Below are 25525 nucleotides of genomic sequence, written 5' to 3'. Positions count from 1 at the left end.
CGCTGACGCTCCTACCGGGTGGGGCGGTGCCCGCTGGCCTGGGCCCGGACCAGACACAGTGGAAACCACAGCGCCCAAAGCGGCGCCAGCACCAGCAACGTCCCCACCGTCCCCAGCGGCAACCCGACCCCCGCCAGCTCCGCGCCGGCAAGATAGGCCAGGGGCCCGCCGAACATGCCCGCGACCACCCCCAGCCACAGCGGCGATCGCGCCCAGGCCAGGCTGTGGCGCAAACCGCTCGCCAGTACCAGCCAGAGCAGGGCGAGCCACAGCGGCAGCGGTTTCTGCTCGAAGTCGAAGACGCCCAACATGCCCAGTGTCGTGTCGAGCAGGCAGCCGGCGAGACCGATACCGAATACGGCGCGGCATTCGTTGCGCCGGTCCGGGGACAGCCGCAAATGCAGGAGCAGCCCGGCCAGCACCGCCATCAGCATCCAGGGGTGGCGGGCGCCAAGCACGCATCCCCACCATCCGGCCTGCAGCCACAGGGCATTGCCGACCAGCCACGCCCGCCGCGACACCCTCAGGCCTCCAGTGGCGCCCGGCGTGCCTTGGGTGCGGCCCAAAGCAATTGCGCCACGCCGATTGCCCGCTCTTCGAAGCCGCCCTGGCAATAGCACAGGTAAAACTCCCACAGGCGCTGGAACGTCTCGTCATAGCCCAGCTCCATCAGCGCCGCGCGGGAGCGGTGCAGGTTGTCGCGCCAGTGTTGCAGGGTGCGGGCGTAGCCCTGGCCGAAGTCTTCCATGTGTACCAGGTTCAGGTCGGTCTGGCGGCTGGCGGTGTCCAGCAATACGCTCAGCGAGGGCAGGGCGCCGCCGGGGAAGATGTAGCGCTGGATGAAATCCACCGAGCGCCGCGCCTGGTCATAGCGCTGGTCGCGGATGGTGATGGCCTGCAGCAGCATCAGGCCGTCGTCCTTGAGCAGGGCGCCGCATCGGCGGAAATAGGTCGGCAGGTAGCGGTGCCCGACCGCTTCGATCATCTCGATGGACACCAGCTTGTCGAAGCGCCCGCGCAGGTCACGGTAATCCTCGCGCAGCACCTGGATGCGCTGCTCCAGGCCCAGGGCCCGCACCCGTTGCAAGGTGTGGGCGTATTGCGCGTCGGACAGGGTGGTGGTGGTCACCCGGCAACCGAACTGGCTGGCGGCATGGATCGCCAGGCTGCCCCAGCCGGTGCCGATCTCCAGCAGGTGGTCGTCGGGCTTGAGTTCGAGCTTTTCGCAGATCCGCTGGAGCTTGTTCAACTGGGCCTGTTCCAGGCTCTGCTCGGCGCTGTCGAAGTGCGCTGCGGAATACATCATGCTCGGGTCGAGCAGGCGCTCGAAGAGCGCGTTGCCGAGGTCGTAGTGGGCGAGGATATTGCGTCGCGAACCACGCCGGTCATTGCGGTTGAGATGGTGCAACAGGCGCAATGCCGGGCGTCCGAGTCGCGCCAGTCCGCCCTCCAGTGCGTCCAGCACCTCGAGATTGGCCACGAACAGCCGGGTTACCGCGGCCAGGTCGGGGCTGCGCCAGTAGCCGTGGATATAGGCCTCGCCGGCACCGATCGAACCGTTGCCGGCCACCAGGCTCCAGGTCGCTTCGTCGAGCACCTCGACCTCGGCCTGCAACGCCGAGGTGGCATCACCGAATGTCCATTGCCGGCCCTTGCACAGCAGGCGCAGGTGACCGTGGCGCAGCTTGCGCAATTGCGCGGTCACGGCGTGCCGGGCCAGGCTGCCGAGTACGGGCGCCAGGCCTGCCGACTTGCCGATGCTAAGGGTGGGGTTGGACATGATCTGACTCCTCGTTGAGGGCTTTGCCCAGGCCCAGGTTGCCCTGGAGGGGTTGGTGGTCGTGGATCGGCGTGCGTTTGCACAGCAGGCGCAGGGCCTGCCAGTAGATGGCACCGACGGTGCGCAGGCTCATCCACGGAAAGCGGCGGATGTGCCGGTGTACGGCGGCGCGGTCGAGGGGCTGGCGGACCAGGGCCAGGTCGGCCTCGAACACCCGCTGCCCGTCGCGCCAGTTCTCCATATGGATGCGCAGGTGTTGCCCGGCGAGACGGAAGTCCAGCCGGTAGTCCATGTCCAGCGGCATGAACGGCGACACATGGAAGGCCTTGCGCAGGGCGAAGCGTCCGGCCTGGCCGTCCTGCACCGGCAGCACATAGTGGAAGCGCTCGCGCCAGGGCGTGTTGCGCACTTCCAGGAGGATCGCCGCCAGTTGGCCGTCCGCCTCATGGCAGAAATAAAAGCTCACCGGATTGAACGACAGCCCCCAGCACCGGGGCTGGGTGAGCAGTTGCACCGGGCCGGCAGGTACCTGCCCGGTCGCCTCGCCGACCAATTGGCGGGCTGCACCGGCCAGCGCCAGGCCGCTGCGAGTCAGTGCCGGCAGGTAGTCGCGTTCGCGCCAGCACAGGGGCGCCAGCCATGCGCTGCCGAGCCAGGGTGACAGCGCCAGCAGTTCGCGCTGTTCGTCCAGATCGACCAGCAGCATGCCGATCGGATAGCGAAAGCCATGGACCCTGGGTGCCAGGCGCCGATGGCTGACCCAGCCGTGGCACAGGCTGCTGTTCACAGGCGTTCTCCAAACAGTTCGGCGACCTGCAGCGCGCTGACCACGCCGTCTTCGTGGAAGCCGTTGGCCCAGTAGGCGCCGCAGTAGTAGCTGTGCTGCGGACCCTGGATTTCGCTGCGCCGGGCCTGGGCCGCGAGGGCAGCGAGGCTGTACTGCGGATGGGCATAGTCGAAGCGCGCGAGCACCTTGTCCGGATCGATCAATGCGCTCTGGTTGAGGCTGACGCAGAAGGTCTCGGGGGCGTCCAGGCCCTGCAGGATATTCATGTCGTAGGTCAGCGCGGCCGGCGCCTGCTCCGGTCCGCCCAGGCGGTAGTTCCAGCTGGCCCAGGCCTTGCGCCGCACAGGCAGCAGGCGGGTATCGGTGTGCAGCACCACCTCGTTGCTGGCGTAGCCGATGGCGCCGAGGATCTGCCGTTCCGCCGCGCTGGGCGCTTCGAGCAGGGCCAGGGCCTGGTCACTGTGGCAGGCGAAGACCACGCGGTCGAAGCGTTCGCTTGCGCCTGCGCTGAAGACGGTAACCCCGCTGGCGTCGCGAGACACTTTCTGCACCGGGCAATCCAGGCGGATACGGCCGATGAAAGCGCGGCACAGCGGTTCCACATAGCTGCGCGAGCCACCCTCGATCACCCGCCATTGCGGGCGCCGGGTGATCGACAGAAGCCCGTGGTTGCGGCAGAAACGCACGAAGAACTGCAAGGGAAAGCCGAGCATGTCGGCCCGCGACATCGACCAGATCGCCGAGCCCATGGGCACGATGTAGTGATCGATGAAACGTTGGCCATAGCCGTGCCGGTGCAGGTACTCGCCCAGGGTGGTGGTTGGCTCGATGCGCTGCCGGTCGAGGTCGACGAGGGCCTGGCGGTTGAAACGCAGGATGTCCCGCAGCATGCCCCAGAACCCGAGCGACAGCAGGTTGCTGCGCTGGGCGAACAGGCTGTCGAGGTCGTGACCGTTGTATTCCAGGCCGCTGTGCGGGTCGTGTACCGAGAAGCTCATCTCGGTGGGGCGGGAGGCGACGCCGAGGTGCTCGAGCAGGCGGATGAAGTTGGGGTAGGTCCAGTCGTTGAACACGATGAAGCCAGTGTCCACCGCATAACTGCGCCCCTGGCACTGCACATCGACGGTATGGGTGTGGCCGCCGATCCAGCTGGCGGCCTCGAATACCGTGATCTCGTGCTGGCGCGAGAGCAGGTGGGCACAGGTAAGGCCGGCAATGCCGCTGCCGATGATCGCGATACGCATGGTGTTTCAGTCCTGTTCGCGGCGGGCCATGCGCTGGCCCAGCTTCAGGCGCCAGCGCCCCGGCAGTGCGCCGAGCAGGCGCAATACCAGGATGAAAAAGGTCGGGAAGGTAATCTGCAGGGGCCGCTTGGCCAGGCGCTCGGCGATATGCCGGGCGGCGCGTTGCGCACTCCATAGTTGCGGCATGGGGAAGTCGTTGCGCCGGGTCAGCGGGGTGTCGACGAAACCGGGGCTGACCAAAGTGACGTCGATGCCGGCGCTGGCCAGGTCGATACGCAGGGATTCCATCAGGTAACGCACGGCGGCCTTGGATGCGCCATAGGCACCGGCGCGCGGCAGCGCCAGCCAGTCCACCGAACTGCCGGTCACCACCAGGTGCGGGTTGCTGCCACGGTGCAACAAGGGCAAGGCCACTTCCAGGCAGTAGCCGAGGCCGATCAGGTTGGTGCGCAGCACCCGCTCCAGCAGGGCGGCGTCGAAATGGCCGGGCTCCAGGTATTCGCAGGTGCCGGCGTTGAGGATTGCCAGGTCGATGGCGCCCCAGGTCGCTTCCAGAACCTGGCCGATCGCCGCAACGTCGTCGCGGTTGCCGATATCGCCCGGGGCGACCACCACCCGGTCGGGGAAACGGCTGCGCAGCGCCTCCAGCGGCTCGCGCTGGCGCCCGCTGACCACCAGGCTATGGCCGTGCTCCAGCAGGTGCAGGGCCAGGGCGGCGCCGATGCCGCTGCTGGCGCCGGTCAGCCAGCAACGGATCATGCCAGGCGTCCCTTGAGCCAGCCGATCACGCGCCCGAGCACCGGCACATGCTCGTAGAGCAGGGCGCCGGCGTCGAAATAATCCTGATGGCTGTACACGCGCTCACGCCAGTGCAAATGGCTGACGCCGTCGAGGCTGATCACTTGGCCAGCGGCCAGGCGCGGGTGGCGAAAATGCAGGGTCCAGCGCAGGTAACCCTGCCCGGGGCGGGTTTCGCTGGCGTCGTGGAAGTCATAGCGGATGTCGCTGGCGTTGGCGTACATCCGGGCGAAATAGTCGTGCAGTGCCGGCAGGCCCTGGACCCTGTGCAGAGGATCGCGGAAGGTGATGTCATCGCTGTACAAGTTTTTCAATGACTGCAGATTCGTCGAATCCAGCATGGCAAAACGATCCGCGAAGGTTTCCAGGTACTTCGACATGCCAAGGCTCCCGAGCAATCTTGTACAAGATGTATTTGTTGTACAGGTATTACTGATCCTACGACAAAACTTGTACAAGTCAAATGGCCACGGGTATTTGTTTGCGACGTTGGCCGGGGCACTAGGGAACCTAGCGACGCCTGGGGTAGGCTATGGCCTTTTGACAGGAGCACTGCGGATGCTTGGTGTAACCGACTACGGCGCCTTCGTGATCGCCTTCATCATCGTCCTGGCGATCCCCGGGCCCGGTAATTTCGCCCTGATCACCGCCACCGGCAAAGGCGGGATCAAGGCCGGGCTGGCGGCGACCTGCGGCGTGATCCTCGGCGACCAGGTGCTGCTGTGGCTGGCGGTGGCCGGGGTGGCCACCTTGCTGGCGGCCTATCCGGCGGCCTTCCATGTCGTGCAATGGGCCGGTGCGGCGTACCTGTCCTACCTGGGGATGCGCATGCTGTTGAGCAAACCTGGCGGCGAACCGCGCAAGAGCCGCATGGACAACGGCCATTACCTGCGCCAGACCATGATGATCACCTTGCTCAACCCCAAGGCGATCATGTTCTACATGGCGTTCTTCCCGCTGTTCGTCGATCCGGTGAAGCACCAGGGGTTGATTACCTTTGGCTTCCTGGCGGCCACCGTTGCCGTGGTGACCTTTCTTTACGGCCTGATCGCCGTGGTGCTGACCCAGCAGCTGGCCGAGCGCATGCGCGCCAATCCAAGGATTTCCAACCTGTTCGAGCGCCTGGCGGGGGCCTGCCTGGTAGGCTTCGGTATCAAGCTGGCTGCCATGCGCTGACCTGAAAGGAGTGCACAAAGCCCTACTCTTTGATTTGCAGGGACCTTGTGGGAGCGGGTTCACCCGCGATGACGTTAGTGAACCCACCATCCTAATCGCGGGTGAACCCGCTCCCACAGGATGCTTCGTGCTTTGGAATTGTTCTCTGCGCGACAGCGCAGCCTGAAAGGGATCGGGCCGTTCCTGTTCCTACGACACCGCCGAAAACACCGACCCGGTAATCCGCTCGCTCAACAGCTCCAGCGCCCGCAACCCCGCCAGCGAGTTCCCCGACGCATTCAACGCCGGCGACCACACGCAGATGCTGTAGCGCCCCGGCACCACCGCGACGATCCCGCCGCCGACGCCGCTCTTGCCCGGCAACCCGACCCGATAGGCGAAGTTACCGGCCTCGTCGTACAGCCCGCTGGTGGCCATGATCGCATTGACCTGCTGGGCCTGGCGCGGGCTGAGGATCTGCTCGCCGCTGTGCGGGCAGTAGCCGCTGTTGGCCAGGAAGGCGAAGCCGCGCGCCACGTCGGCGCAGCTCATCGACAACGCGCAGTGATGGAAGTAACTGCGCAGTACCGCATCCACGTCGTTGTGGAAATTGCCGAAGGCCGTCATCAGCCAGGCCATCGCCGCATTGCGCGCACGGTGCTGGTACTCCGACTCGGCCACCACCGCATCGCTGACGATGCGCCGATTGCCCGCCAGGCGCCGGACGAAATCGCGCATCGACAGCGCCGGCGTGGCAAAGCGCGACTGGTTGATATCGCAGATCACCAGGGCCCCGGCGTTGATGAAGGGATTGCGCGGCCGGCCCTTTTCCACTTCCAGCTGCACCAGCGAATTGAAGGCCTGCCCGGACGGCTCGTAGCCCAGCCGGGTCCAGATGTCTTCGCCGCTGTGGCTGATCGCCTGGACCAGGCTGAACACCTTGGAAATGCTCTGGATCGAGAACGGCGTAAAGGCATCGCCGGCGCAGTGCAGATGGCCGTCGAGGCTGTAGACGGCAACGCCGAGCTGGTTCGGCTCGACCTGGGCGAGGGCGGGAATGTATTGCGCGACCTGGCCCTGGCTGAGCAGGGGGCGAACCTGGTCGAGGATCTCTTGCAGCATGTCTTGCATCGCGACGGCCTTGGGTGCGGGGCGGGGAGTAATCACAGACGATGCGCCACGCGCCCAAGGCACGTATTCAGTGTCCGCTCGGCGCGGCGCTGCCCGGCGCTCTCGGTCCGGGCGTGAAGCCATGGCGACGGGCGCTCCAGGCAATCAGCAGGCCAACGCCGATCAGGGCCAGCATCGCCCACGGAAAGGCCGCTGCACCCCAGCGATCCAGCAGCACCCCGCCGACCACCCCGCTGCCGGCGATGGCGCTGTTCCAGGCCACCACATTGAGCGACAGGGCGACATCGGCACCGTCCCCGGCGGCGTCGGCCAGGGCCGTCTGCAGCAGGGTCGCGGCACCGCCGAAACTCAGGCCCCAGGCGGCCACGCCGAGGTAGACCACCAGCGGCTGGGCGGCGAACAGGGCGAAGACCAGGGTAACGGCGGCAAAAGCGACCAGGCTGGCCAGGGTGGTTGCCCGCAGCGCCGGCTCGACCCGTTTCGCCGTGAGCCAGATGCCCGCCAGGGCGAAGGTGCCGAACACCAGCAGCACTAGGTCGACCCGTGTCTCCAGCCCGGCCGGGGCCACGAACGGAGCGATGTAGGTGTAGAGGATGTTGTGCGCCAGCATCCAACTGATCACCACCGCCAGCACCGGACGCACGCCGGGCGTGGTCAGCACCTGGCGCAGAGACTGGCGCTGGTGCGCAGGCTGCGGCGGATAATCCGGCACTTTCAACAGCACCCAGGCGATCAGCACCAGGGTCAGGGCCGACATCAGGCCGAACGTCGCGCGCCAGCCCATGGCACTGCCCAGCCAGGTGCCCAGTGGAACGCCCAGGGACAGGGCGATCGGCGTGCCGACCATCGCCACCGCCAAGGCCTTGCCCTGTTGGTGCGCTGCGACCATGCGCCGGGCGTAGCCGGCCAGCAGGCTCCAGGCCAGACCCGCACAGACCCCGGCGCAGAAACGGGCGACCAGGGTTAAGCCGTAGTGAGCGGAGAGGGCGGTGATGGAGTTGAACAGCAGGAAGCCGACGATAGTCAGGAGCAGCACATTGCGCCGCCGCCAGCCGCGGGTGGCGATGGTCATGGGAATGACCGCCAGCACCGAGCCGAGCGCGTAGGCGGTGACCATCTGCCCGGCCATGGACGGGGAAATCTCCAGGCCAGCGCTGATCAGCGGCAGCAAACCGGCAGGCAGGGTTTCGGTAACGATGCAGAGAAAGCCGGTCATGGCCAGGGCGAGCAGGGCGCCTATGGGCAGGCGCTGGTCGGGCGTCAGAAGGGAGGGCGAGGCGGTCACGGTAACACTCCTTGAGTTAGATATCGATCGGTACAAATGTTGGCGACTCCTTCGTCGCGTTGTCAATGACTTATGTATCGATTAGTATCCAAGTCCTGTCCCGAGGAGGTTCCCCATGGCGCGAATGGGCCGCCCACGTACTTTCGACCGTGACCAGGCGCTGGAGCAGGCGCTGCACCTGTTCTGGCAGCACGGTTACGACGCCACCTCCCTGGCCCAGCTCAAGGCCGGGTTGGGGGGCGGTATTTCCGCACCGAGTTTCTATGCCGCCTTCGGTTCCAAGGAGGCGCTGTTCAACGAGTGCGTCGAGCGCTATCTGGGGACCTACGCCCAGGTTACCGAATGCCTGTGGGATGAAAGCCTGGCGCCGCGGCAAGCCATCGAGACCGCGCTGCGCCAGTCGGCCCGGATGCAATGCGAGGACGGTCACCCCCGCGGCTGCATGGTCGCGTTGGGGGTGATGAGCGCGCCCAGTCCGGAAAATGCACGGGTGACGCAAGCGCTGACCCGGTCTCGCCAGCGCACCCGGGCGGGGCTGGTGCACTGCGTCGAGCGCGGGATCGAGGCGGGCCAATTGCCCCGGGAGACCCAGGCCGAGGTGCTGGGAACGGTGTTGGACAGCTTCCTCCAGGGCATCTCGATCCTGGCCCGCGACAACACGCCGCATGCCGTGATCGATGCGGCGATCACCCGGGTGATGCGGGTGTGGGATATCGCCAGCGACTGATCCAGTCGTGCACCAGGAATAGAACTACCGATGACGGACCACAACCCCACCCTGATTTTCGCCGCCGCCCTCAGCCTGCTCGCCGCCCTCGCACACCTCTGGTGCATTCACCAGGGCCCTGCAGGCTATCGCCTGCTCGGCGCTGGCGAACGCATGGTGCGCGCCGCCGAGAAAGGCCGGAAGTTCCCGACCCTGATCACCCTGTTCATCGCCGCAATGCTGACGGTCTGGGCGTCGTATGCCCTGTCCGGCGCCCGGGTGATCGGCCCGCTGCCCCTGCTGCGTCCGGCCTTGTGCCTGATCACTCTGGTCTATCTGCTGCGCGGCATCCTCGGTCCTTTGCTTCTGCGCCATACGGGACACTCGACGCGCTTCATCACTGTCAGCTCGTTGATCTGCACCGGCTATGGCCTGGTTCATCTGCTCGGTCTCGCTCAGGTCTGGAACCGGATTTGAACCAAAAAGCTGACTTCCTGGTCAGTTAGTTTCATTCTAAAGCCATTGCCCAGGAGCACCCCATGACCCATTTCACCCTCGATTACCTGTTCAACGACACCCCGCAAACCCGCAGCTTCGAGCTGGAGCAGGCCGAACTGCCGCTGCACGAAGCTGCGATGCACCTGCTGGTGCTGCATTTCGGCGACAGCGAGAACAGCCTGGTCATGCCGTCGGCGGATGCCACGCCGCAGGAGATCCTGGAACAGGCCGAACGGCTGGGGTTAACGCGGATCGAAGTGGCTGGCCGCTAACGTCTAGAACTCGTACCGCCCACTCACCCCCAACGTCCTCGGCGACCCGAGCACCCCGGTGTAACCGCCATTCGGCGAGTTCCACAGTGTCGTGTAGTAGGTCTTGTCGAAGGCGTTGCGCAGCCAGAGCGACAGGTCCCATAGCCCGTCGCCGAGGTCGCCGCGTACGCCGGCGGAGAGGTTGACCAGCGCGTAGCCAGGCAATTGCGCGTAGCGTGAGTCGTCCACCGTGCCGACCGCATGGGAGCGCAAGGCGTAGCTGGCGTTGATATACGGGCGCAGTGCGCCGGCCTGCCATTCATAGCTGCCGCTGGCGTTGGCGATCCATTTCGAGGCGCCGACCACGGCATGCCCGCCCAGGTCGCAGGAGGCCGGGGCGCCGGGTTGCAGGGCGACCTCGGCCGGGCAGGGGGCGTTGTCGTAGTCGCGGTAGCGCACATCGTTCCACGAGCCGTTGAGGTTCAGGGTCAGGCCGCGCAACGGCAGCAGGGTGGATTCGAATTCGACGCCGCGGCTGCGTACGTTGCCGGCATTGGTCAGGTAGCTGGTGAGGGTGGCGTCGTCGTAGGCGTTGGTCTGGTAGCCGTGGACCTCGGTCCAGAACAGGTTGGCGTTGAGCAGCAGGCGCTGGTCCAGGAGGGTGCTCTTGAGTCCCAGTTCGGCATCGTTGGCCCGCTCGCTGCCGATCAGCAAGGAGTCGGCGCCGGCTACCGGGGCGCTGGCCACGCCAAGGTTGACCCCGCCGGACTTCTCGCCGTGGGACAGCGAGGCGTAGCCCATCAGCTCGTCGTTGAAGCGCCAGGCCAGGCTGAGCAGGGCCGAGGGGCTGAAGCTGTAGAGGTTGAGGTCGCCGGAGTCGTAGGCACCCAGGCGTGCCTGGCGCACGTTCGCTGCAGCTCCGCCGACCGTCGCCCCGCCCAGCGGCGCATAGCGTGCGACACGGGCCTGCTTGGCTTCGTAGGTGCCGCGCAGGCCGGCACTGAAATCGAGGCGGTGGGTGAGGTGCCAGGTGCCCTGGGCGAACAGGGCGAAGCTGTCGGTATCGATATGCCCCTTGCCCAGGCTGTAGACATCGTTCAACGCGCCCTGCGGCGTGCCGTTCCAGGTGTCTGCCAGCGGTCCGTAGTCGGTGAACACCGAGTTGCGCATTTCCTGGCGGAACCCGTAACCGCCCAGCACGTAGTCGAAGAACTCACCGGCCGGCGAGGTCAGGCGCAGCTCCTGGGAATACTGCTGGTCGCGAGCCGACTGGCCGACGTTATACATCACCGGCACATTCAGCTCGTCGTCGTTGCGCGGGGTGAAATCCCACCAGCGCCAGGCGCTGATCGACGTCAGGGTGTAGTCGCCCGGCAGGTTCCAGTTGGCCTCCAGCGAAGTCCCGCCCTGGAACACCTTGACACTCTGGTCGCCGTCCAGGTTCACATGACGCCCGCGGGCCAGGCTGGCGCCGACGGCGGCGGCACGTTGTTCGTAGCGATTGACCCCGTTGATGGTCGGGCCGCTGCTGAACAGCGAGCGGGTGCCGGCGCTGGAGTCTTCCTCGTTGTAGTCGGCAATCCAGCGCAGGTTGAAGCGCTCCGTGGGCTCGAACAGCAGTTGCCCGCGAAATCCCTGGCGGGTGCCGCCACCCAGGGTGTGGCCGTCGTGATCGTTGTGCACATAGCCGTTTTCGCGGGTGCGGTAGGCGGAGAAACGTCCGGCCAGTTGGCTGTTCAACGGCCCGCCGAATGCGGCCTGGGTTTGTACGTAGCCATCCTCGCCGAGCGAACTGGAAAGGCTGCCCTCGGGGTTGAAGGAGGGACGCCGGGTGCTGATGTTGAGCACCCCGGCGGTGGTGTTCTTGCCGAACAGCGTGCCCTGGGGACCGCGCAGCAGTTCCAGTTGCTCGATGTCGAGCAGGTCGAACACGGCCATGCCGGGGCGGCCCAGGTAAACGTTGTCGAGATAGATGCCGGCGCTGCCTTCCAGGCCATCGCTTGCCGGGTTGTTGCCCAGGCCGCGGATCGACAGGCTGGACTGGCGGGCGTGCATGAAGGCGACGTTGACGCTTGGCAGCGCCTGTTGCAGGTCCTGCACCCGGTACAGGCGCTGGTTCTCCAGGGCCTGGGCGGAAAGCACGGTCATTGCCGTGGGTACGCTCTGGGCGTCCTCGGTGCGGCGTCGGGCATTGACGGTTACCGTCTGCAATGTCGAATCATCGGCCTGCGGGCCTTCGCTCGGTGTGGCGGCAAAGCCCGGCGTGCAGGCCAGGGCCAGCACGCCGGGAACCAGGTGGGGCCAGACGCACGCGCGGGCGGGGCGGGGCAACGGCTTGGTCATCGGAAACTCCTGTGATGAAGAAAGCTCTCGCTGCGCGTGGTCTGCGTAAGCGCGATAGGTTAGGCAAGCTGGAGGTCAGTCGCGCAGCCAGGGAATGTCCTTGGCCTGGTAGCGGTGGGCGCGGAAGATCGCGTTGTTTTCTCCCGGCAGATAGGCCCGCGAAGCGGCGTCCGGGTAGGCGGCGAAATGCGGGTTGATGTATTCCCAGACCACCTCGCCGGCGCGGGTCACCTCGAACAGGCGGCCGAAATTGGCTTCGGTGATCAGGGTGTTGCCGTTGTGCAGACGCTGCGCGCCGCCCATGAACGGCGTGAAGAAGGCGTAGCCGGGGGTATCGGCGTACTGCCATTCGATGCGCTGGGCATGGGGATCGACCTCGATCACCCGCGAGTGCGGCATGGACACATGGGGCCGCGAGATGCCGTTGTCGAACACCAGGATCCGGCCGTCCTCCAGTTCGCTCGGGCAATGCTGCTGTGCCACAAGGTCATGCCCGAGGCGCCACAGCACGCGATCGCTGGCCTTGTCCACGGCGATCACCGACGACACGCTGCGCAGGCTGAGGATGACCTTGCCATCGCGGCCTGGCGTCACGGAATTGGTCATCGGCCAGTGGTAGCGCTCGAAGCAGGCGTGCAGGGGATAGTCCTCCGGTGCGAGGTGCTCCCAACTGCGCCATTCCCAGACCAGCGTGCCGGCGCGGTCGACCTCCTTGATCACGTCACCGTAGATCACCCCGCCCGGGGCCTCGCTGCCCGGGATGCCGCCTTGCACCCGCGCGGCGATGGCCGCGGGCAGCGGCTCGGCGGTGCTGTAGAGCAGGTTGCCGTTGTCCAGCCATTGAGCGTCGTGATGATGGCCCAGGTCGGTGTATTCCCAGACCACCTCGCCGTCGGCGGTCACTTCGCTGAAGGCGCCGCCATGCCACACCGACCAGCCCGGAAACAGCTCCGGGGAGTCCGGATGGTTGCCGTTGTAGCCGAGGTTGCCGTTGCCGAGGATCACCGCATCGCGGCCGGGGCGTTGCGGCAGTTGCCAGCGATGGACCTGCTCGCCGCGCAGGTTGATCAGGAACACCTGGCCGCCTGCGGTCTGCGGGGCAAAGAGGGTGTAGCCGCCGGCCGAACGTTCGGCATCCAGGGCGATCAGCCCGGTGGCGTGGCGGCGCAGGGTGGTGCGATCAAGCGTGGACATGGTGTTTCTCCGGATGAGCGAGGCCCTGCCGTACAGCGCGGCATGGCACTCGGGGTGACGATCAGGGGCGGGCGGGAAGCAGGGCGTTGTAGCGCGGGTCGAAGGCTTCGGCGACCTGTAGCGGACGCGGAATCACGCGGGCTTCGGCGAAGCGGTCGGCCAGACGTTGTTGCAGGCCTGCGACCCGTGCATCCAGCGCTACGTAGCGCAGTTGCTGATGAGCCAGCATCTCCTGCAGCAGCGGCAACGGCAGCCGGGTGAGGTCGGCCAGGCGGCGGGCCCATTCCTCGGGGTGCGCCGTAGCCCAGTCCTGGGCCCGGGCCAGGCGCTGGATGAAGTCGCCGAGGTGTGCGGATTTTTCCGCATCGTTGAGCGCGGCGAGGCTGGCGACGGTGAAGTTGAGGCCGGTTTCCGGCCAGCGGCTGCCGTCCAGCAACAGGCGGGCACCCCGCGAGGTGGCCTGGCCAACGAACGGATACCACACCGCCCAGGCCGCCAGTTTGCCGCTGGCGAACGCATTCTGCGCATCCACCGGGCTGGCGTAGACCAGCTCGACATCCTTGATGCCCAGGCCGGCCTCGGCGAGGGCGGCGAGCAGCAGGTAGTGGCCGCTGGTGCCCTTGGCCACGGCGACGCGCTGGCCTTTGAGGTCGGCGACCGAGGCGACCGTAGAGCCGCCCTGGACCAGCAGCGCATTGTTGTTCTGCGCGCCTTCTGCGGCGGCGACCACCCGCACGTCGAAACCGCCAGCCTGGGCGAACACCGGTGGCGCGTTGCCGACCACGCCGACATCCACGGCAGCGGCGTTCAAGGCTTCCATCAGCGCCGTGCCGGTGCCGAAAGGGTGCCAGTCGAGTTCGTAGGCCAGGCCGCGATCCTCGCCGGCTGCGCTCAGCAGTGCCTGGATCAGCCCGCTCTGGTCGCCGACCTCCAGCTCGGCGGCCTGTGCCGGCAAGGCGCCGAACAGCACGCCGAGCAACGCCAGGCGTGACAGCTGTTGGCGAAGGCGCTTGGCAGGAAAGGACTTTCTGGGCATGGTCGTCGCTCTTGAATCGGAAAGTGCGCCCAGTATGTCCACGCCCTCCAGCCGCCACCATGTCAAACACCCCACCTTTTCTGCCATGTCCGGCCCGCGTACCGTGCTGGTGCTGGCGTTTCCTGGCGCATTGCTGCTCAACGCCGCCGGGCCGCTGGAGGTGTTCGCCGCTGCGCCGCGCGTGCTGGGGGGCACGTTGCAGGCAGCCCCGCCGTACCGGATCGTGCTGGTCTCGCCGTTGGGCGGGGAGGTGGAAACCATCTCCGGAATCGCGGTCATGACCCGCTCGCTGGCGCAGGTCGAGACGCTGGAGATCGACACCCTGATCGTTATCGGCGGGCCGGGGGTTGCCGAGCTGGAGACCGACCATGACGTCAAGGCCTGGCTGCAACGGCGCGCGCCAGCAGCGCGACGCCTGTGCTCCATCGGCACCGGCGCCTTCGCCCTGGCTGCCGCCGGGCTGCTCGACGGCCAGCGTGTGGTGACCCACTGGAAGTTCGCCGAGGAGTTGCAGGGCCGCTACCCGACCCTGGACGTGGAGCGCGAGGCGCTGTACCTGCACGACGGCCCGCTATGGACCAGTGGCGGTGCCAGCGCCGGTATCGACCTGGGCCTGGCCTTGCTCGAGGAAGACCTCGGCCCGCATGCGGCATTGGCACTGGCCCGCTATTTCACCCTGTTCCTGCGGCGCTCGGCGCAGCAGGCCCAGCTCAGCGCGCCGCTCAAGGCACAAAGCGATGCCCTGCGCAGCGACCGTGACCAGCGCCTGGTGCGCCTGCATGCATGGATCGCGGAGAACCTCGACGGCGACCTGCGTGTCGAGCGCCTGGCCGAGCGCTTCGGCATGAGTCCCCGGCATTTCGCCAGGGCCTATACCGCCGCTACCGGTGGCACCCCGGCACAGACCGTCGAGACCCTGCGCCTGGAGGCGGCGTGTCGCTTGCTGGAAACCAGCCAGGAACCGATCAAGCGCATCGCCGAAACCGTCGGTTTCGGCAACGAAGAGCGCATGCGCCGCAGTTTCCAGCGGCAACTGGGGGTAAGTCCGCTGGCTTATCGCTCGCGCACGCGCCTGGCTGCCGGCCCGGAACCCGAGGCAGGGCAAACGGGCTATCGACATGGTGCGGGCCTGGAAATCGCCTTGCATCGTCTGGCCCAGTGAGCCGGCGGCACGCCAGCAAAACCTTGCAACAGACAGCCGCCGCCCCCTAGCATGGCCGCTTTGGCCAAGGAACATGCCCCATGCTGGCTTCGTTGTTCGCCGTCCTGGCACCGGTTTTCATCGTTGCCGGGATCGGCTTTGCCTGGGCCCGCCGCGGCAATGCCTATCCCACGGACTTCATCGCCAGCCTGGTGATGACCATCGGCACACCGTCGCTGGTGCTCTCGACCCTGCACCGCACCCGCCTGGACCCGGGAGCGTTCGCCAGCATGGCGCTGGCCTGCGTGATCTGCATGGTGGTCATGGCCGGCATCGGTTACCTGGTCAGCCGTGCATTCGGCCAGCACTGGCGGGTACTGATGCCGGCGTTCATGTACCCCAACACCGGCAACATGGGCCTGCCGGTGGCGCTGTACGCCTTCGGTGACCAGGGACTGGCCCTGGCGGTGGCGTTCTTCCTGACCCTGTCGAGCTTCCAGTTCACCCTCGGCATCGCCATTTCCGGCGGTGCGGCCAACCTGCGTTCGCTGCTGAAGAATCCCATCGTCATCAGCCTGGCGCTGGCCCTGCCGCTGATCTTCTTCGATCTCAAGCTGCCGCTATGGCTGGGCAATACCGTGGACCTGCTCGGCGGCATGACCATCCCGCTGATGCTCCTGACCCTGGGCGTTTCCCTGGCCAGCATCCGCTTGAGCGATGTGGCCAGCGGCATGTTGATCGGCGGCCTGCGTATCGTCCTCGGTGCCGGGGTCGGCTGGGGCATCGGCATGCTGCTCGGCCTGGACACCCTGGAACGGGCGATCCTGGTCATGCAGTCGGCCATGCCGGTGGCGGTGTTCAACTACCTGCTGGCGGTACGCGCCAACCGCTCGCCGGAGCAGGTGGCGAACGTGGTGATGTGTTCGACGGTATTGTCGTTCGTGTGGTTGCCGGTGGTGTTGGCGGGGTGGATGTAGCGTCCCTGGCCGGGATGAGGAAAGGGCCCCGAAGGGCCCTTGATTTACTTGCTGGTGCTTACTTACTGGCTTTTCCGACCGCCGCCATGGCTGTGCTGGCCGCCGACGCGTCCGGCTTCGGAAGCGCGCTCACGGTCGTTGGCGAAGTTGCCGCCGGAAGCCTGGCCACCCTTGCGGCCGGCTTCGGACGCTTTCTGGCGGTCATTGGCGAAGTTGCCTGGATTGCTGTTGCCTTGCTTGCCTTGGTTGTTAGCCATGATCTTTCACCTCATGTCGATTTCAAGTGGGCACACAGAACAGCCTGTGTACAGGTACGACGCAGGTGCCCGCATGGCGGCTCAAACCGATTCGCCTGGCCCCGACGAAACGCTTTAAAGGCTGGCCGCCCAATGGCTTGCGAGCCAATAGACGGTAAATCCGATTGAACGGTGCCAGCCCCGGCGCGGCCCAAGGACAGACAACTTCGACAGGAGCAAGGCCATGGGCAACGACAAACCGCAGGACAAGCAAGGGCCGCATTCTTCGGAACACGCCAGCGGCAGCGATGAGCTTGGCTTCGATCCGGATTCGCCGGACCTCGATGATCCACAGGTGGATCCGACCGGCCCGGCCAAGGCGCCCAAGGGCGGGCCGGGGAAAAGCGGCGGGGACCACGACTGATCCGCCGCCCGTTCCTTATATACGGAACTGCTTCACCAGGGCCCGCAGATGCCCTTCCAGCGCCGACAGGCTTTGCGCCGTCTGCGCGCCCTGGCGGGTCTGCTCGGCGACACTGTCCACGGCCTGGGCGATCTGGTGCACGCTGCGGTTGATTTCCTCGGCCACCGCGGTCTGTTCCTCGGCGGCGCTGGCGATCTGCGCGTTCATCGAACTGATGGTGCCGATCAGCCCGGCCATGGCATCCAGCGACACGCCGGCCTCGCTGGCCTGGTCGCGGGTGCTGTCGCCGGTCTCGCAGGAGTGGCGCATCGACTCCACCGCCGAATGAGTGCCGGCGGTGAGGCGGTCGATCATCACCTGGATTTCCTGGGTGCTCTGCTGGGTTCGGCTGGCCAGGCCGCGCACCTCGTCGGCGACCACGGCGAAGCCACGCCCGGCCTCACCGGCGCGCGCCGCTTCGATGGCGGCGTTGAGGGCGAGCAGGTTGGTCTGCTCGGCGATCGAGCGGATCACCCCGAGCACGCCGACGATGGACTGTACGTCCTGCTGCAGGCTGTCCAGTGACGTGCCGCTGCCACGAATGTTCTCCACCAGGGCGTGAATGCGCTTGATACTGCCGTCCACGACCTGCCGGGCCTGCTGACCCTGGCTGTCGGTTTCCTGGGCGGCCTGGGCGGCGTTCTGCGCGCTGTGGGCGACTTCCTGGGCGGCGGCGGACATCTGGTTGATCGCCGTGGCCACCTGGGTGGTTTCGTGGCGTTGCGCTTCCATGGCCTGCTCCGAGCGCCGGCTCTGGCTTTCCACGGCCTCGACCAGGCTCGACAGTTCGCCGCTGACGTCCACCACCTGGCGCACCAGCCCCTGGATCTTCTCGACGAAACGGTTGAACGAGCCGGCAAGCTGGCCCAGCTCGTCATTGCCGGCGCGCAGGCGATGGGTCAGGTCGCCGTCGCCGGCGGCGATATCGTCGAGGTTGTCCTTCATCGCCTTGAGTGGCTTGAGCAGGGTGTTGCTGAGCATCAGCCCGGCAATGCCGAGGATCACCAGCAGCACCGCAGCGATGGCGAGGATGCTGGTGAGGATCGAGTCGATGCGGCGGTCGATCTCGGTGCGCAGTTCGGCAATGCGCAGTTCGATGTTGTCCAGGTTCACCGCCGTGCCCAGGGCCATGTCCCATTTCGGCAAGTAGAAGCTGTAGGCCAGCTTGGGTACCTGCACGCTTTCGTTGCCGGGCAGCGGCGAGCTGTAGCTGACGTAGTGGCTGCCGTCCTTGGCCACGCGCACCAGCTCGCGGTTGATGAACACGCCGTTGACGTCCTTGCGCTCGCTGAGGTTCTTGCCCACGTCCACCGGGCTGTCGCCGCGGAACAGGCGGACCACGGCGGAATCGTGGGCGAAGAAATAGCCGTCCTTGCCGTACTTGATCTTCGACAGCAGGGCGATGGCCTCTGCGCGGCTGGCCTGGTCGCCGTTGGGGGCAGCGTCGTACAGGGCTTGCACCGAGCCGACGGCGATCTGCATGTAGTGTTCCAGGCTCTGCCGGCTTTCGTTCAACAGGCGTTCGCGGGTCTGGCTGATTTCGCTTTCGGCAAGGTTGCGCAGGATCCGGTCGGCGGCGCCACTGATGACCAGGGCGAATACCAGGACGGGGAGTACGGCGAGCAACAGCAGTTTTGTTTTTAGAGTGAGCTGCATCTTCGGGTCCTCAGTGACGACACAAGGCGAGGGGAGGTAAAGCATTCATCGGCCCGGCCCGGAAAACCTGAAGCGCAATCATCCGCCATGCAGGCGACGCCGCGCTTAATTGCGGGTTAATCGCTGCTTCGCACAATGCCCGGGCAACGGTTTTCCATTACCCAGGCAAAGGTTCCATTCCATGTCGATGTTCAAAGCTGCAACCCTTTCCATCCTTTTCGTCCTGCCGACCCTGGCTCACGCCGAAGGCGGCAGCGACCGTGTCGCCCAATGGCATGCGCAGTTCCAGCAGGCACGAAAAGAGGCGCCGCAGCAGGCGGTAGCCGACAAGAAAGCCGAGCGCTCGGCTACCGAAAAGCGTGATTCCTGACTACAGGTCGTAACGCACGCTCAAGGTGATGGTCCGCGGATCGTTCACCGCGTAATACGCCGTGCTGCTCGCCGCCGAATAGGCAATGCTCTGCGGATAGGCGCGGTTGAGCAGGTTCTTCACCGCCAGGGTGGTGGTCCAATGACCATCACCACTGCCGTAGCTGGTGGTAGCGTTCCAGAAGCTCTGCTGCGGCACTTCGTAGATATCGCCATTCACCGCATTGGCGTACGACTTGCTCTGGAACTGCCAGTCGGTGCCGGCCACCAGCGCTCCCGGCAGGTCCACCGGTACCGTCCAGTTCAGCCCCAGCGCCAGGTTCCAGCGTGGCGCGAAGACCATCCGGTTGCCATCGGCATCCACGCCGGGCCCCGCCGCGTTCTTGAAGTCGTCGTACTGCGCCTCGAGGTAGCCGAGGTTGGCCTTGAGGGTCAGGTCGCGGCTGAGCAGGGCGGTGTTTTCCAGTTCCACCCCGTAGCTGTGGGCACTGCCGACGTTGGTGCGCAGGTTGGCGCTGATCGCCGGGTCCCAGGCGTTGGTCTGCAGGTCCTTGTAGTCGTTGTAGAACACCGCGACGTTGCTGCGCAGGCGGCCACCCAGGTAATCGCCCTTGAGCCCGGTTTCATAGGTGATCACATTCTCCGGATCGAAGCCCTGCAACGCCGCCAGGCGGGTCGGTGCGCGGTTGTCGAAGCCGCCGGCCTTGAAGCCCTTGGCGACGTAGCCGTACTGGGTCAGTGCGTCGCTCCAGGCATATTCCAGGCCCAGCTTGGGGCTGAAGGAGGCCCAGCTTTCGCTGGTTTCGGCGCTGAAGTTGAGGCCGGTGATCTGGCGCTGCCTGGTTATCGCGTAGTTCTGGTAATCGAAGTTCTTGTGCTCGGCGGTGTAGCGCAGGCCGGCGGTCAGGGACAGGCGGTCGGTGAGCTTGTAGGTGCCCTGGCCGTAGAGCGCGTAGCTTTCGGTATCGGTGGTGCTGTACTGGCCGCTGGCGTTGACCCGGTCGGCGGCCACCGAGTAGGTCAGGCTGTCGCGTTCGGCGCGGAAACGCTCCTTGTACAGGTAGGCGCCCAGGGTGAAGTTGAAGCGCTCGTACTCGCCGTTGAGCTGGAATTCCTGGGTGGCATAGCGCTGCTTGTAGTGGATCAGGTTGTTCTGCGTCGGCGAGGCGTTGCCGACGTTGGCCTCGCCGGAGTTGTCGTAGTCCACCGGCTGGTCGAAGGCCGACCAGGCGGTGACCGACTTGAAGCTCAGTTGATCGTCGAACCGGTAGATCGAACGCAGTACGGCGCTGCCCTGGTCGAGGCGGTTCTTCGGGTCGAGGCTGCTGTAGGTCTTGAACTTGTCGAAGTGGCCGTTGCTCGGGTCGAAGGGCGTGTAGCTGGTGGTGTCGCCGCGGTCGAAGGTGCCGGCCAGGGTCAGTTGGGTATCCCAGGCCGAGTCCACCGGGGCCAGGCGCAGCTTGCCGCGGTAGGACTGGATATCGACGTTGTTCACGTCCTTGTGCCGGGTACGGTTGTACACCGTACCGTCACGGCTCAGGCGCAGGGCCGAGAAGCTGGCGAACAGGGTGTCGTCGACCAGCGGGCCGCTGACCAGCAGGCGGCCGTTGCGCGCCTCGTAGTTGCCGGCGCCGAGCTCGACGAAGGCGCGGGTCTTCTGGTCCGGATCGCGGGTAATCACGCGGATCGCCCCGGCGGCGCTGTTGCGCCCGTACAGGGTGCCCTGCGGCCCGCGCAGGACCTCGACGCGCTCGACATCGTTGAAGTCGAGCATCGAGGAAATCGCCCTGGGGATGTACAGGTCGTCGGCGTAGACGGCGACGGCGGCTTCCTGGATCGGGTCGGTCTCGCCGATGCCGCGGATGCCGTAGGTCTGGGCGCTGTAGGAGATCGACTGGCGGGTCAGGGTCAGGTTGGGCACCCGGCCGGACAGGTCGCGGATGTTGTTGATCTGCTGGTCGCGCAGGGTGGTTTCATCGAAGGCGCTGATGGCCAGCGGGGTTTTCTGCAGGTTTTCCTGGCGGTGCTCGGCGGTCACGGTGACGCTGGGGAGGCGTTCCTCGGATGCGGCGAAGGTGGTCAGGGGGAGGGACAGCAACAACGGGGGCAGAGCGTGGCGCAAGGCGGGTTTGGGCATGTTGGCATCCTGCTTATGGGTGTGGGGTTCCTCCCTGGGTTGGGGTCGGTCAAAAGTTTTCGTGAGGGCAACGCGAGCCCTGTGGGAGCGGGTTTACCCGCGATTGCGGTAGTGAATCCACAATTGCAATCGCGGGTAAACCCGCTCCCACAAGGGCCGCCCAAGATCAATGTTTGTAATCATCTCCTTCGCGATCCAGCTGCCGGATCAACGCATCCCAATGCCGCTGGATTCCGGGGCTGTTGCCATCGATGAACGCCGCCGTCTGCTGCTTGACCTTCTCGATCGCCGCCTCCGGGGCGAACAGCAGGTCGGCGTTGCCGCCGGCCTGGGCCGCGATCTGGATATTGCAGGCGCGCTCCAGCCCGTGCAGTTCGCGGAAGGCATGTTCGACGCTGATGCCACCGGTCAGCAGCCCATGGTTGCGCAGGATCAGGATATTGCTCTCGCCCAGGTGGGCCACCAGCCGCTCCTGCTCGTCCAGGTCCAGGGCCACGCCTTCGTAGGTGTGGTACGCCACCCGGCTGTAGTAGGCCAGGGCATGCTGGGACAGCGGCAGCAGCCCGTCGCGCTGCGCCGACACTGCCGCACCGTCGCGGGTATGGGTGTGCAGCACCGCCTTGAGGTCCGGGCGGGCGCGGTGGATGGCGCTGTGGATCACATAGCCGGCCTGGTTGATGCCCAGGCCCAGCGGGTCGTCGATGAGGGTGCCGTTGACATCCACCTTGACCAGGTTGGAGGCGGTGATTTCATCGAACAGCAAGCCGAAGGCATTGATCAGGAAATGCTCCTCCGGCCCCGGCACCCGGGCCGAGAAGTGCGTGTAGATGTGGTCGGTCCAGCGAAACAGCGCGGCCAGGCGATAGGCGGCGGCAAGCTTGACCCGGACCTCCCATTCCTCGGCGCTGACCCGCTGGCGCACGCTGTCGAGATCGGATTTGACGGTTAGAGCGGAAACGGCAGTCATTGCAGTACTCCCAAGAAGACGATCAGTAGCCGCGCTGGTGATCCACCAGGTTGCGCAGCGGTTGGCCCTGGTGATAGCGGCGGAAGTTCTCGACGAAGTCCACGGCGAAGCCGCGCACCCCGTCGGTGGAAAGGGCGCAGGTGTGCGGCGAGATGAACACCCGCGGGTCGCTGTACAACGGGTGACCCGCCGGCAGCGGCTCGGGTTCGGTGACGTCCAGGGTGGCCCGACCGATGCGTCCGGCGTCCAGCGCTTCGAGCAGCGCCTGCTGATCGAGCAGGCCGCCGCGGGCGATGTTGATCAGGTGCAGGCCCGGCTTGGCACTGGCCAGCACGTCGCGGCCGATGATGCCGCGGGTCTGGGCGGTCAGCGGCGCGGCGAGCACCAGGTGATCGGACTCGGCGAACAGTTGGTGGATGTCCGCTACCGCTTCCACCGGTACACCGGCTTCCAGTGGCTGGCCCGGACGACCCAGGGCGATTACCCGCAGGCCCAGCGCCGTGGCCTTGGCCGCAAGGCTTTTGCCAATGCTGCCCAGGCCAAGAATGCCCAGGGTCTTGCCGCGTACCGGCTGCAACGAGGTGAAGTGCCAGTCGTCGTCCTTGACCCAGATGTCAGGCAACTGCTTGGCGGCGGAGAAGATCGCCGCCAGGGCGAACTCGGCCACCTGTTCGGCGTTGCTGCCCTTGCCGCTGGTCACCGGCGGGCCCTGGAACAGCCAGTCGGGGTAGAAGTCGATCCCCGACGACACCAGTTGCACCCAGCGCAGCGACCAGGGCCAACCGCGCGGCGCTTCATCGACCCGGCGGCCACGGACGTTGACCGGACGCAGGATCACCACGTCGGCGCGCTCGGCATGGAACTGCTCCGGGCTCAGGTCCAGCACCCGGTGGCCGGGCAATTGCTGGCGGATGAATTCGTTGGCCTGCTCATCCAACTGGCTGGCGATCACGCTCACGGTGCTCATTGGGCGACTCCTGCATCGAGGGCTGCACGACCGGTGCCATGGAACACCACGTCGTCCTGCGGGGTGTGGACGCGACTGCACAGCACGTCGCGGTAATGCCGTTCCAGCGGGTTATGGCGCGACAGGCCGGGGTTGCCGGTGGCCTCGATGGCCAGTTCCACCGCCTGGATGGCGTTCTGCGTCACCAGTTGCTTGAGCTGGCCGGCGTTCTGCGCCGGGACCAGGCCGGCAGCGGCGGAATCGAGCAGGTTGCGATTGGCGAAGAGCAGGGTATCGATGCGCCCGACCCGCTCCTGGAAGCGCGGCAGGCTGGCCAGCGGCTGGCCGAGGTTGGACGGGGTGCGCTCGCGCAGGAAGGTCACCAGCCAGTCGCGGGCGGCCTGGGCCACCGCGTCATAGATGCTCGACAGCAGCACCGACATCCATACCAGGCTCTCGCCGTCCAGCTCCGGGCGTGGCGCGCTGGCCGGGCTGACCGCGACGGCGTGGTCCAGCGGCAGCAGCACGTCGTCGAACTCCACCCGGTGGCTGCAGGTGGCGCGCATGCCGAGGTGATCCCATTCATCGACGATGCGGATGCCCGGGCTGTCCTTGTGTACCAGGAAACCGCCCACCAGCGGGTCGGCATCGTCGCTGCGGCCCCACACCAGGTACCACTCCAGGCCATGGCTGCCGGTGGAGTAGAGCTTGGTGCCGGACAGTCGCCAGCCCTCGGCGGTACGTCGCGCCACGGTTGCCGGCAGGCCGCCGCGGGCCGGGGTGCCCAGTTCGGGTTCGACGCGGAAGGCATTGATCAGCGCGCCTTTCTCCACGGCCTCGCGGGCCAGGCGTTCGCGCAGGTGCGCCGGCCAGCGCTGGTCGTCCTGCAGGCGGAAGTGCTGGAGGTACTGCATCACCAGGATCAGCGCGGTGGACGGCTCGCCCTTGGCCACCGCCGCCACCACCTTGCGCGCCGTCGGCAGGTCGGCACCACCACCGCCCAGGCTTTTCGGCACGGTCAGGCCGAGCAGGCCATGGCGCTGCAGCAGCGCGAAGTTGGCGGCGGGAAATTCGCCGCTGCGGTCGAAACCGGCGGCGCTGGCGGCGAGTTCGCGGGTAATGATGGCAAGGACCGGGTCCAGGGCATCGTCAGGCGGCGTCGGCCGGTGCAGCGGAACGGTATTGGCGGAAGACTGGCTCATCAGGCACTCATTTGCATAAGACGGCGGGGCTTATGACCGTATGCGTGGAGAGTGCCTCTGTAAAATTCTTTCTGGTTCTAAGCTAATCACGGGATTGAAAAATTGTTCGCATATTAGGTTATGACCAAAATGCATTTCACTGATTATTCGCGACTCGCTACAGTCGGCCTACATTCCGCGTCGCACAGCGGATGGAACCCGGAACCTGACAACAGGCTGAGATCCAGCCTCAAGGAGCGTCGCGATGATCCCCTTCACCCGAATCCTGGCCCTCGGAGCGGCCTTGCTGCTGGCCGGCCCGGCCTTCGCCGCTGACCGCCTCGAACTGCGCATCGGCGACCAGAAGGGCAATATGCGCGCCCAACTGGAAGCCGCCAACGGTCTCAAGGACTTGCCCTACGATATCCGCTGGGCCGAATTCCCTGCCGCCGCGCCCCTGGCCGAAGCACTGAACGCCGGGGCCATCGATGCCGGCATCATTGGTGATGCGCCGCTGCTGTTCGCCCTGGCTTCCGGGGCGCAGGTCAAGGCCATCGCGGTGAACAAGTCGGACGCCTATGGCACCGCAGTGCTGGTGCGGCCCGATTCGCCACTGAAAAGCGCGGCGGACCTCAAGGGCAAGCGCATTGCCACGGGGCGCGGCTCCATCGGCCATCACATTGCCCTGAAAGCCTTGGTCAGCGCCGGTCTCAGCGAGAAGGACGTGGAGTTCCGCTTCCTCGGCCCGGTGGATGCCAAGGTCGCCCTGGCCAATGGCTCGGTGGATGCCTGGGCCACCTGGGAGCCCTACACCGCGTTGTCCGAACTGACCGGGCAGGGCCGCGTGCTGGTCAATGGTCGCGGCCTGTCCAGCGGCAACGGTTTCCTCGCCGCCACCGACAAGGCCCTGGCCGATCCGGCCCGGCGCGAGGCCCTGCAGGATTACCTCACGCGCCTGGCCAAGGCCCAGGACTGGGCTTACCACAACCTCGACAGCTACTCGAAGACCCTGGCGCAGATCATCGGCTTCCCAGTGGACGCCGCACGCCTGCAATTCGAGCGGCGCAAACTGCACTGGCAGGCAGTGGATGCGCAAACCGTCGCCGAGCAACAGGAGACTGCCGATTTCTACCAGGCCCACGGCCTGATCGCCGGCCGCCTCGACGTAGCCCCGACCTTCGCCAGCGGCTTCGTATTGCCGGCCACCGTACAACTGACCCAGCAACTGAACCAGAAGCCCTGAA

Annotated in this window: 25 protein-coding genes and 2 pseudogenes; 9 read left to right on the top strand and 18 right to left on the bottom strand. The window is 66.2% G+C overall.

Annotated features, from left to right (window positions below; translation table 11 throughout):
- Positions 1–11 precede the first annotated feature (11 nt).
- From ACPFMA_RS17140 to ACPFMA_RS17115, 6 genes are read right to left on the bottom strand one after another with little or no spacing between them, the layout of a single operon-like run.
- Positions 12–521: a DUF2878 domain-containing protein gene (locus tag ACPFMA_RS17140; RefSeq protein ID WP_425928289.1), complete on the bottom strand. Its 510-nt coding sequence runs from the start codon at positions 519–521 to the stop codon at positions 12–14.
- A gap of 2 nt (positions 522–523) precedes the next feature.
- Positions 524–1780: a class I SAM-dependent methyltransferase gene (locus tag ACPFMA_RS17135; protein WP_425928288.1), complete on the bottom strand. Its 1257-nt coding sequence runs from the start codon at positions 1778–1780 to the stop codon at positions 524–526.
- Entirely contained in the window at positions 1761–2567 is an 807-nt protein-coding gene (locus ACPFMA_RS17130; RefSeq protein WP_425928287.1) for a DUF1365 domain-containing protein, read from the bottom strand. Before ACPFMA_RS17130 ends, ACPFMA_RS17135 begins: the two co-directional genes overlap by 20 nt.
- The gene (locus ACPFMA_RS17125) at positions 2564–3811 is read right to left on the bottom strand and encodes an NAD(P)/FAD-dependent oxidoreductase (protein WP_064304034.1); all 1248 of its coding nucleotides are present in this window, start codon (positions 3809–3811) and stop codon (positions 2564–2566) included. Before ACPFMA_RS17125 ends, ACPFMA_RS17130 begins: the two co-directional genes overlap by 4 nt.
- 6 nt (positions 3812–3817) lie before the next feature.
- Positions 3818–4570, bottom strand: a complete 753-nt coding sequence (locus ACPFMA_RS17120; RefSeq protein WP_425928286.1) for an SDR family NAD(P)-dependent oxidoreductase — start codon at positions 4568–4570, stop codon at positions 3818–3820.
- Positions 4567–4989 carry a nuclear transport factor 2 family protein gene (locus ACPFMA_RS17115; protein WP_420059204.1) on the bottom strand — a complete coding sequence of 141 codons (423 nt, stop codon included), beginning with the start codon at positions 4987–4989 and terminating at the stop codon, positions 4567–4569. Before ACPFMA_RS17115 ends, ACPFMA_RS17120 begins: the two co-directional genes overlap by 4 nt.
- A 178-nt stretch (positions 4990–5167) precedes the next feature.
- On the opposite strand from ACPFMA_RS17115, the gene ACPFMA_RS17110 reads away from it, so the two are divergent.
- On the top strand, positions 5168–5785 hold the full coding sequence (locus ACPFMA_RS17110) for a LysE family transporter (protein ID WP_420059205.1): 618 nt from the start codon (positions 5168–5170) through the stop codon (positions 5783–5785).
- Positions 5786–5974: 189 nt separating this feature from the next.
- Here ACPFMA_RS17110 and glsB read toward each other — a convergent pair whose 3' ends face one another.
- Positions 5975–6895, bottom strand: coding sequence for a glutaminase B (glsB, locus tag ACPFMA_RS17105; RefSeq protein WP_064304037.1), 921 nt, complete (start codon positions 6893–6895; stop codon positions 5975–5977).
- Between the two features lie 67 nt (positions 6896–6962).
- Positions 6963–8111: an MFS transporter gene (locus tag ACPFMA_RS17100; RefSeq protein ID WP_158467799.1), complete on the bottom strand. Its 1149-nt coding sequence runs from the start codon at positions 8109–8111 to the stop codon at positions 6963–6965.
- Positions 8112–8295: 184 nt separating this feature from the next.
- On the opposite strand from ACPFMA_RS17100, the gene ACPFMA_RS17095 reads away from it, so the two are divergent.
- The 3 genes from ACPFMA_RS17095 to ACPFMA_RS17085 all read left to right on the top strand — a co-directional run bounded on the left by ACPFMA_RS17095 (position 8296) and on the right by ACPFMA_RS17085 (position 9656).
- Positions 8296–8907, top strand: a complete 612-nt coding sequence (locus tag ACPFMA_RS17095; RefSeq protein WP_425928285.1) for a TetR/AcrR family transcriptional regulator — start codon at positions 8296–8298, stop codon at positions 8905–8907.
- 30 nt (positions 8908–8937) lie between these two features.
- Positions 8938–9363 carry a hypothetical protein gene (locus tag ACPFMA_RS17090; protein ID WP_425928284.1) on the top strand — a complete coding sequence of 142 codons (426 nt, stop codon included), beginning with the start codon at positions 8938–8940 and terminating at the stop codon, positions 9361–9363.
- A gap of 62 nt (positions 9364–9425) precedes the next feature.
- The gene (locus ACPFMA_RS17085) at positions 9426–9656 is read left to right on the top strand and encodes a hypothetical protein (RefSeq protein WP_064304041.1); all 231 of its coding nucleotides are present in this window, start codon (positions 9426–9428) and stop codon (positions 9654–9656) included.
- A 3-nt stretch (positions 9657–9659) separates the two neighbouring features.
- Here ACPFMA_RS17085 and ACPFMA_RS17080 read toward each other — a convergent pair whose 3' ends face one another.
- The 3 genes from ACPFMA_RS17080 to ACPFMA_RS17070 form a co-directional block, all read right to left on the bottom strand.
- On the bottom strand, positions 9660–11978 hold the full coding sequence (locus ACPFMA_RS17080) for a TonB-dependent receptor (RefSeq protein ID WP_425928283.1): 2319 nt from the start codon (positions 11976–11978) through the stop codon (positions 9660–9662).
- Positions 11979–12053: 75 nt separating this feature from the next.
- Positions 12054–13172: an aryl-sulfate sulfotransferase gene (locus tag ACPFMA_RS17075; protein WP_009406383.1), complete on the bottom strand. Its 1119-nt coding sequence runs from the start codon at positions 13170–13172 to the stop codon at positions 12054–12056.
- A gap of 61 nt (positions 13173–13233) precedes the next feature.
- On the bottom strand, positions 13234–14208 hold the full coding sequence (locus ACPFMA_RS17070) for an aliphatic sulfonate ABC transporter substrate-binding protein (RefSeq protein ID WP_425928282.1): 975 nt from the start codon (positions 14206–14208) through the stop codon (positions 13234–13236).
- A 34-nt stretch (positions 14209–14242) separates the two neighbouring features.
- On the opposite strand from ACPFMA_RS17070, the gene ACPFMA_RS17065 reads away from it, so the two are divergent.
- The gene (locus tag ACPFMA_RS17065; protein WP_425928281.1) at positions 14243–15370 is read left to right on the top strand and encodes a GlxA family transcriptional regulator; all 1128 of its coding nucleotides are present in this window, start codon (positions 14243–14245) and stop codon (positions 15368–15370) included.
- A gap of 80 nt (positions 15371–15450) precedes the next feature.
- Positions 15451–16326, top strand: a complete 876-nt coding sequence (locus tag ACPFMA_RS17060) for an AEC family transporter (protein WP_420059211.1) — start codon at positions 15451–15453, stop codon at positions 16324–16326.
- A gap of 62 nt (positions 16327–16388) precedes the next feature.
- Here ACPFMA_RS17060 and ACPFMA_RS17055 read toward each other — a convergent pair.
- Positions 16389–16550 (bottom strand): annotated as a pseudogene (locus tag ACPFMA_RS17055) (general stress protein); the annotation flags it as partial.
- Between the two features lie 256 nt (positions 16551–16806).
- Between ACPFMA_RS17055 and ACPFMA_RS17050 the strand changes: the two are divergent.
- Positions 16807–16986, top strand: a complete 180-nt coding sequence (locus ACPFMA_RS17050; protein WP_009401650.1) for a DUF6021 family protein — start codon at positions 16807–16809, stop codon at positions 16984–16986.
- 15 nt (positions 16987–17001) lie between these two features.
- On the opposite strand, the gene ACPFMA_RS17045 is transcribed toward ACPFMA_RS17050, so the two are convergent.
- Both ACPFMA_RS17045 and ACPFMA_RS17040 read right to left on the bottom strand, forming a co-directional pair.
- Positions 17002–17757: a methyl-accepting chemotaxis protein gene (locus tag ACPFMA_RS17045; RefSeq protein WP_376699757.1), complete on the bottom strand. Its 756-nt coding sequence runs from the start codon at positions 17755–17757 to the stop codon at positions 17002–17004.
- A gap of 102 nt (positions 17758–17859) precedes the next feature.
- Positions 17860–18681 (bottom strand): annotated as a pseudogene (locus tag ACPFMA_RS17040) (cache domain-containing protein); the annotation flags it as partial.
- A 181-nt stretch (positions 18682–18862) separates the two neighbouring features.
- Here ACPFMA_RS17040 and ACPFMA_RS17035 point away from each other — a divergent pair.
- A complete protein-coding gene (locus ACPFMA_RS17035) occupies positions 18863–19051 on the top strand; it encodes a co-regulatory protein PtrA N-terminal domain-containing protein (protein WP_425928280.1) in 189 nt (62 codons plus the stop codon).
- On the opposite strand, the gene ACPFMA_RS17030 is transcribed toward ACPFMA_RS17035, so the two are convergent.
- The 4 genes from ACPFMA_RS17030 to ACPFMA_RS17015 form a co-directional block, all read right to left on the bottom strand.
- The gene (locus tag ACPFMA_RS17030; RefSeq protein WP_420059213.1) at positions 19052–21187 is read right to left on the bottom strand and encodes a TonB-dependent receptor; all 2136 of its coding nucleotides are present in this window, start codon (positions 21185–21187) and stop codon (positions 19052–19054) included.
- Positions 21188–21353: 166 nt separating this feature from the next.
- A complete protein-coding gene (locus ACPFMA_RS17025; protein ID WP_064304049.1) occupies positions 21354–22154 on the bottom strand; it encodes a class II aldolase/adducin family protein in 801 nt (266 codons plus the stop codon).
- A 22-nt stretch (positions 22155–22176) separates the two neighbouring features.
- Positions 22177–23121: a D-isomer specific 2-hydroxyacid dehydrogenase family protein gene (locus tag ACPFMA_RS17020; protein WP_064304050.1), complete on the bottom strand. Its 945-nt coding sequence runs from the start codon at positions 23119–23121 to the stop codon at positions 22177–22179.
- Positions 23118–24302 (bottom strand): acyl-CoA dehydrogenase family protein, encoded by a 1185-nt coding sequence (locus tag ACPFMA_RS17015; protein WP_009401644.1) that lies wholly within the window; start codon positions 24300–24302, stop codon positions 23118–23120. The genes ACPFMA_RS17020 and ACPFMA_RS17015 overlap by 4 nt, the downstream gene beginning before the upstream one ends.
- Positions 24303–24546: 244 nt before the next feature.
- Here ACPFMA_RS17015 and ACPFMA_RS17010 point away from each other — a divergent pair, with 244 nt between their 5' ends.
- Entirely contained in the window at positions 24547–25524 is a 978-nt protein-coding gene (locus ACPFMA_RS17010) for an ABC transporter substrate-binding protein (RefSeq protein ID WP_425928279.1), read from the top strand.
- Position 25525 lies beyond the last annotated feature (1 nt).

Origin of the sequence: Pseudomonas sp. NyZ201, assembly GCF_049860765.1 — a bacterium.
Taxonomy (GTDB): domain Bacteria; phylum Pseudomonadota; class Gammaproteobacteria; order Pseudomonadales; family Pseudomonadaceae; genus Aquipseudomonas; species Aquipseudomonas bharatica.
The sequence above is the reverse complement of the archived record's forward strand: the minus strand, read 5'-3'. Positions and strand labels throughout refer to the sequence as shown.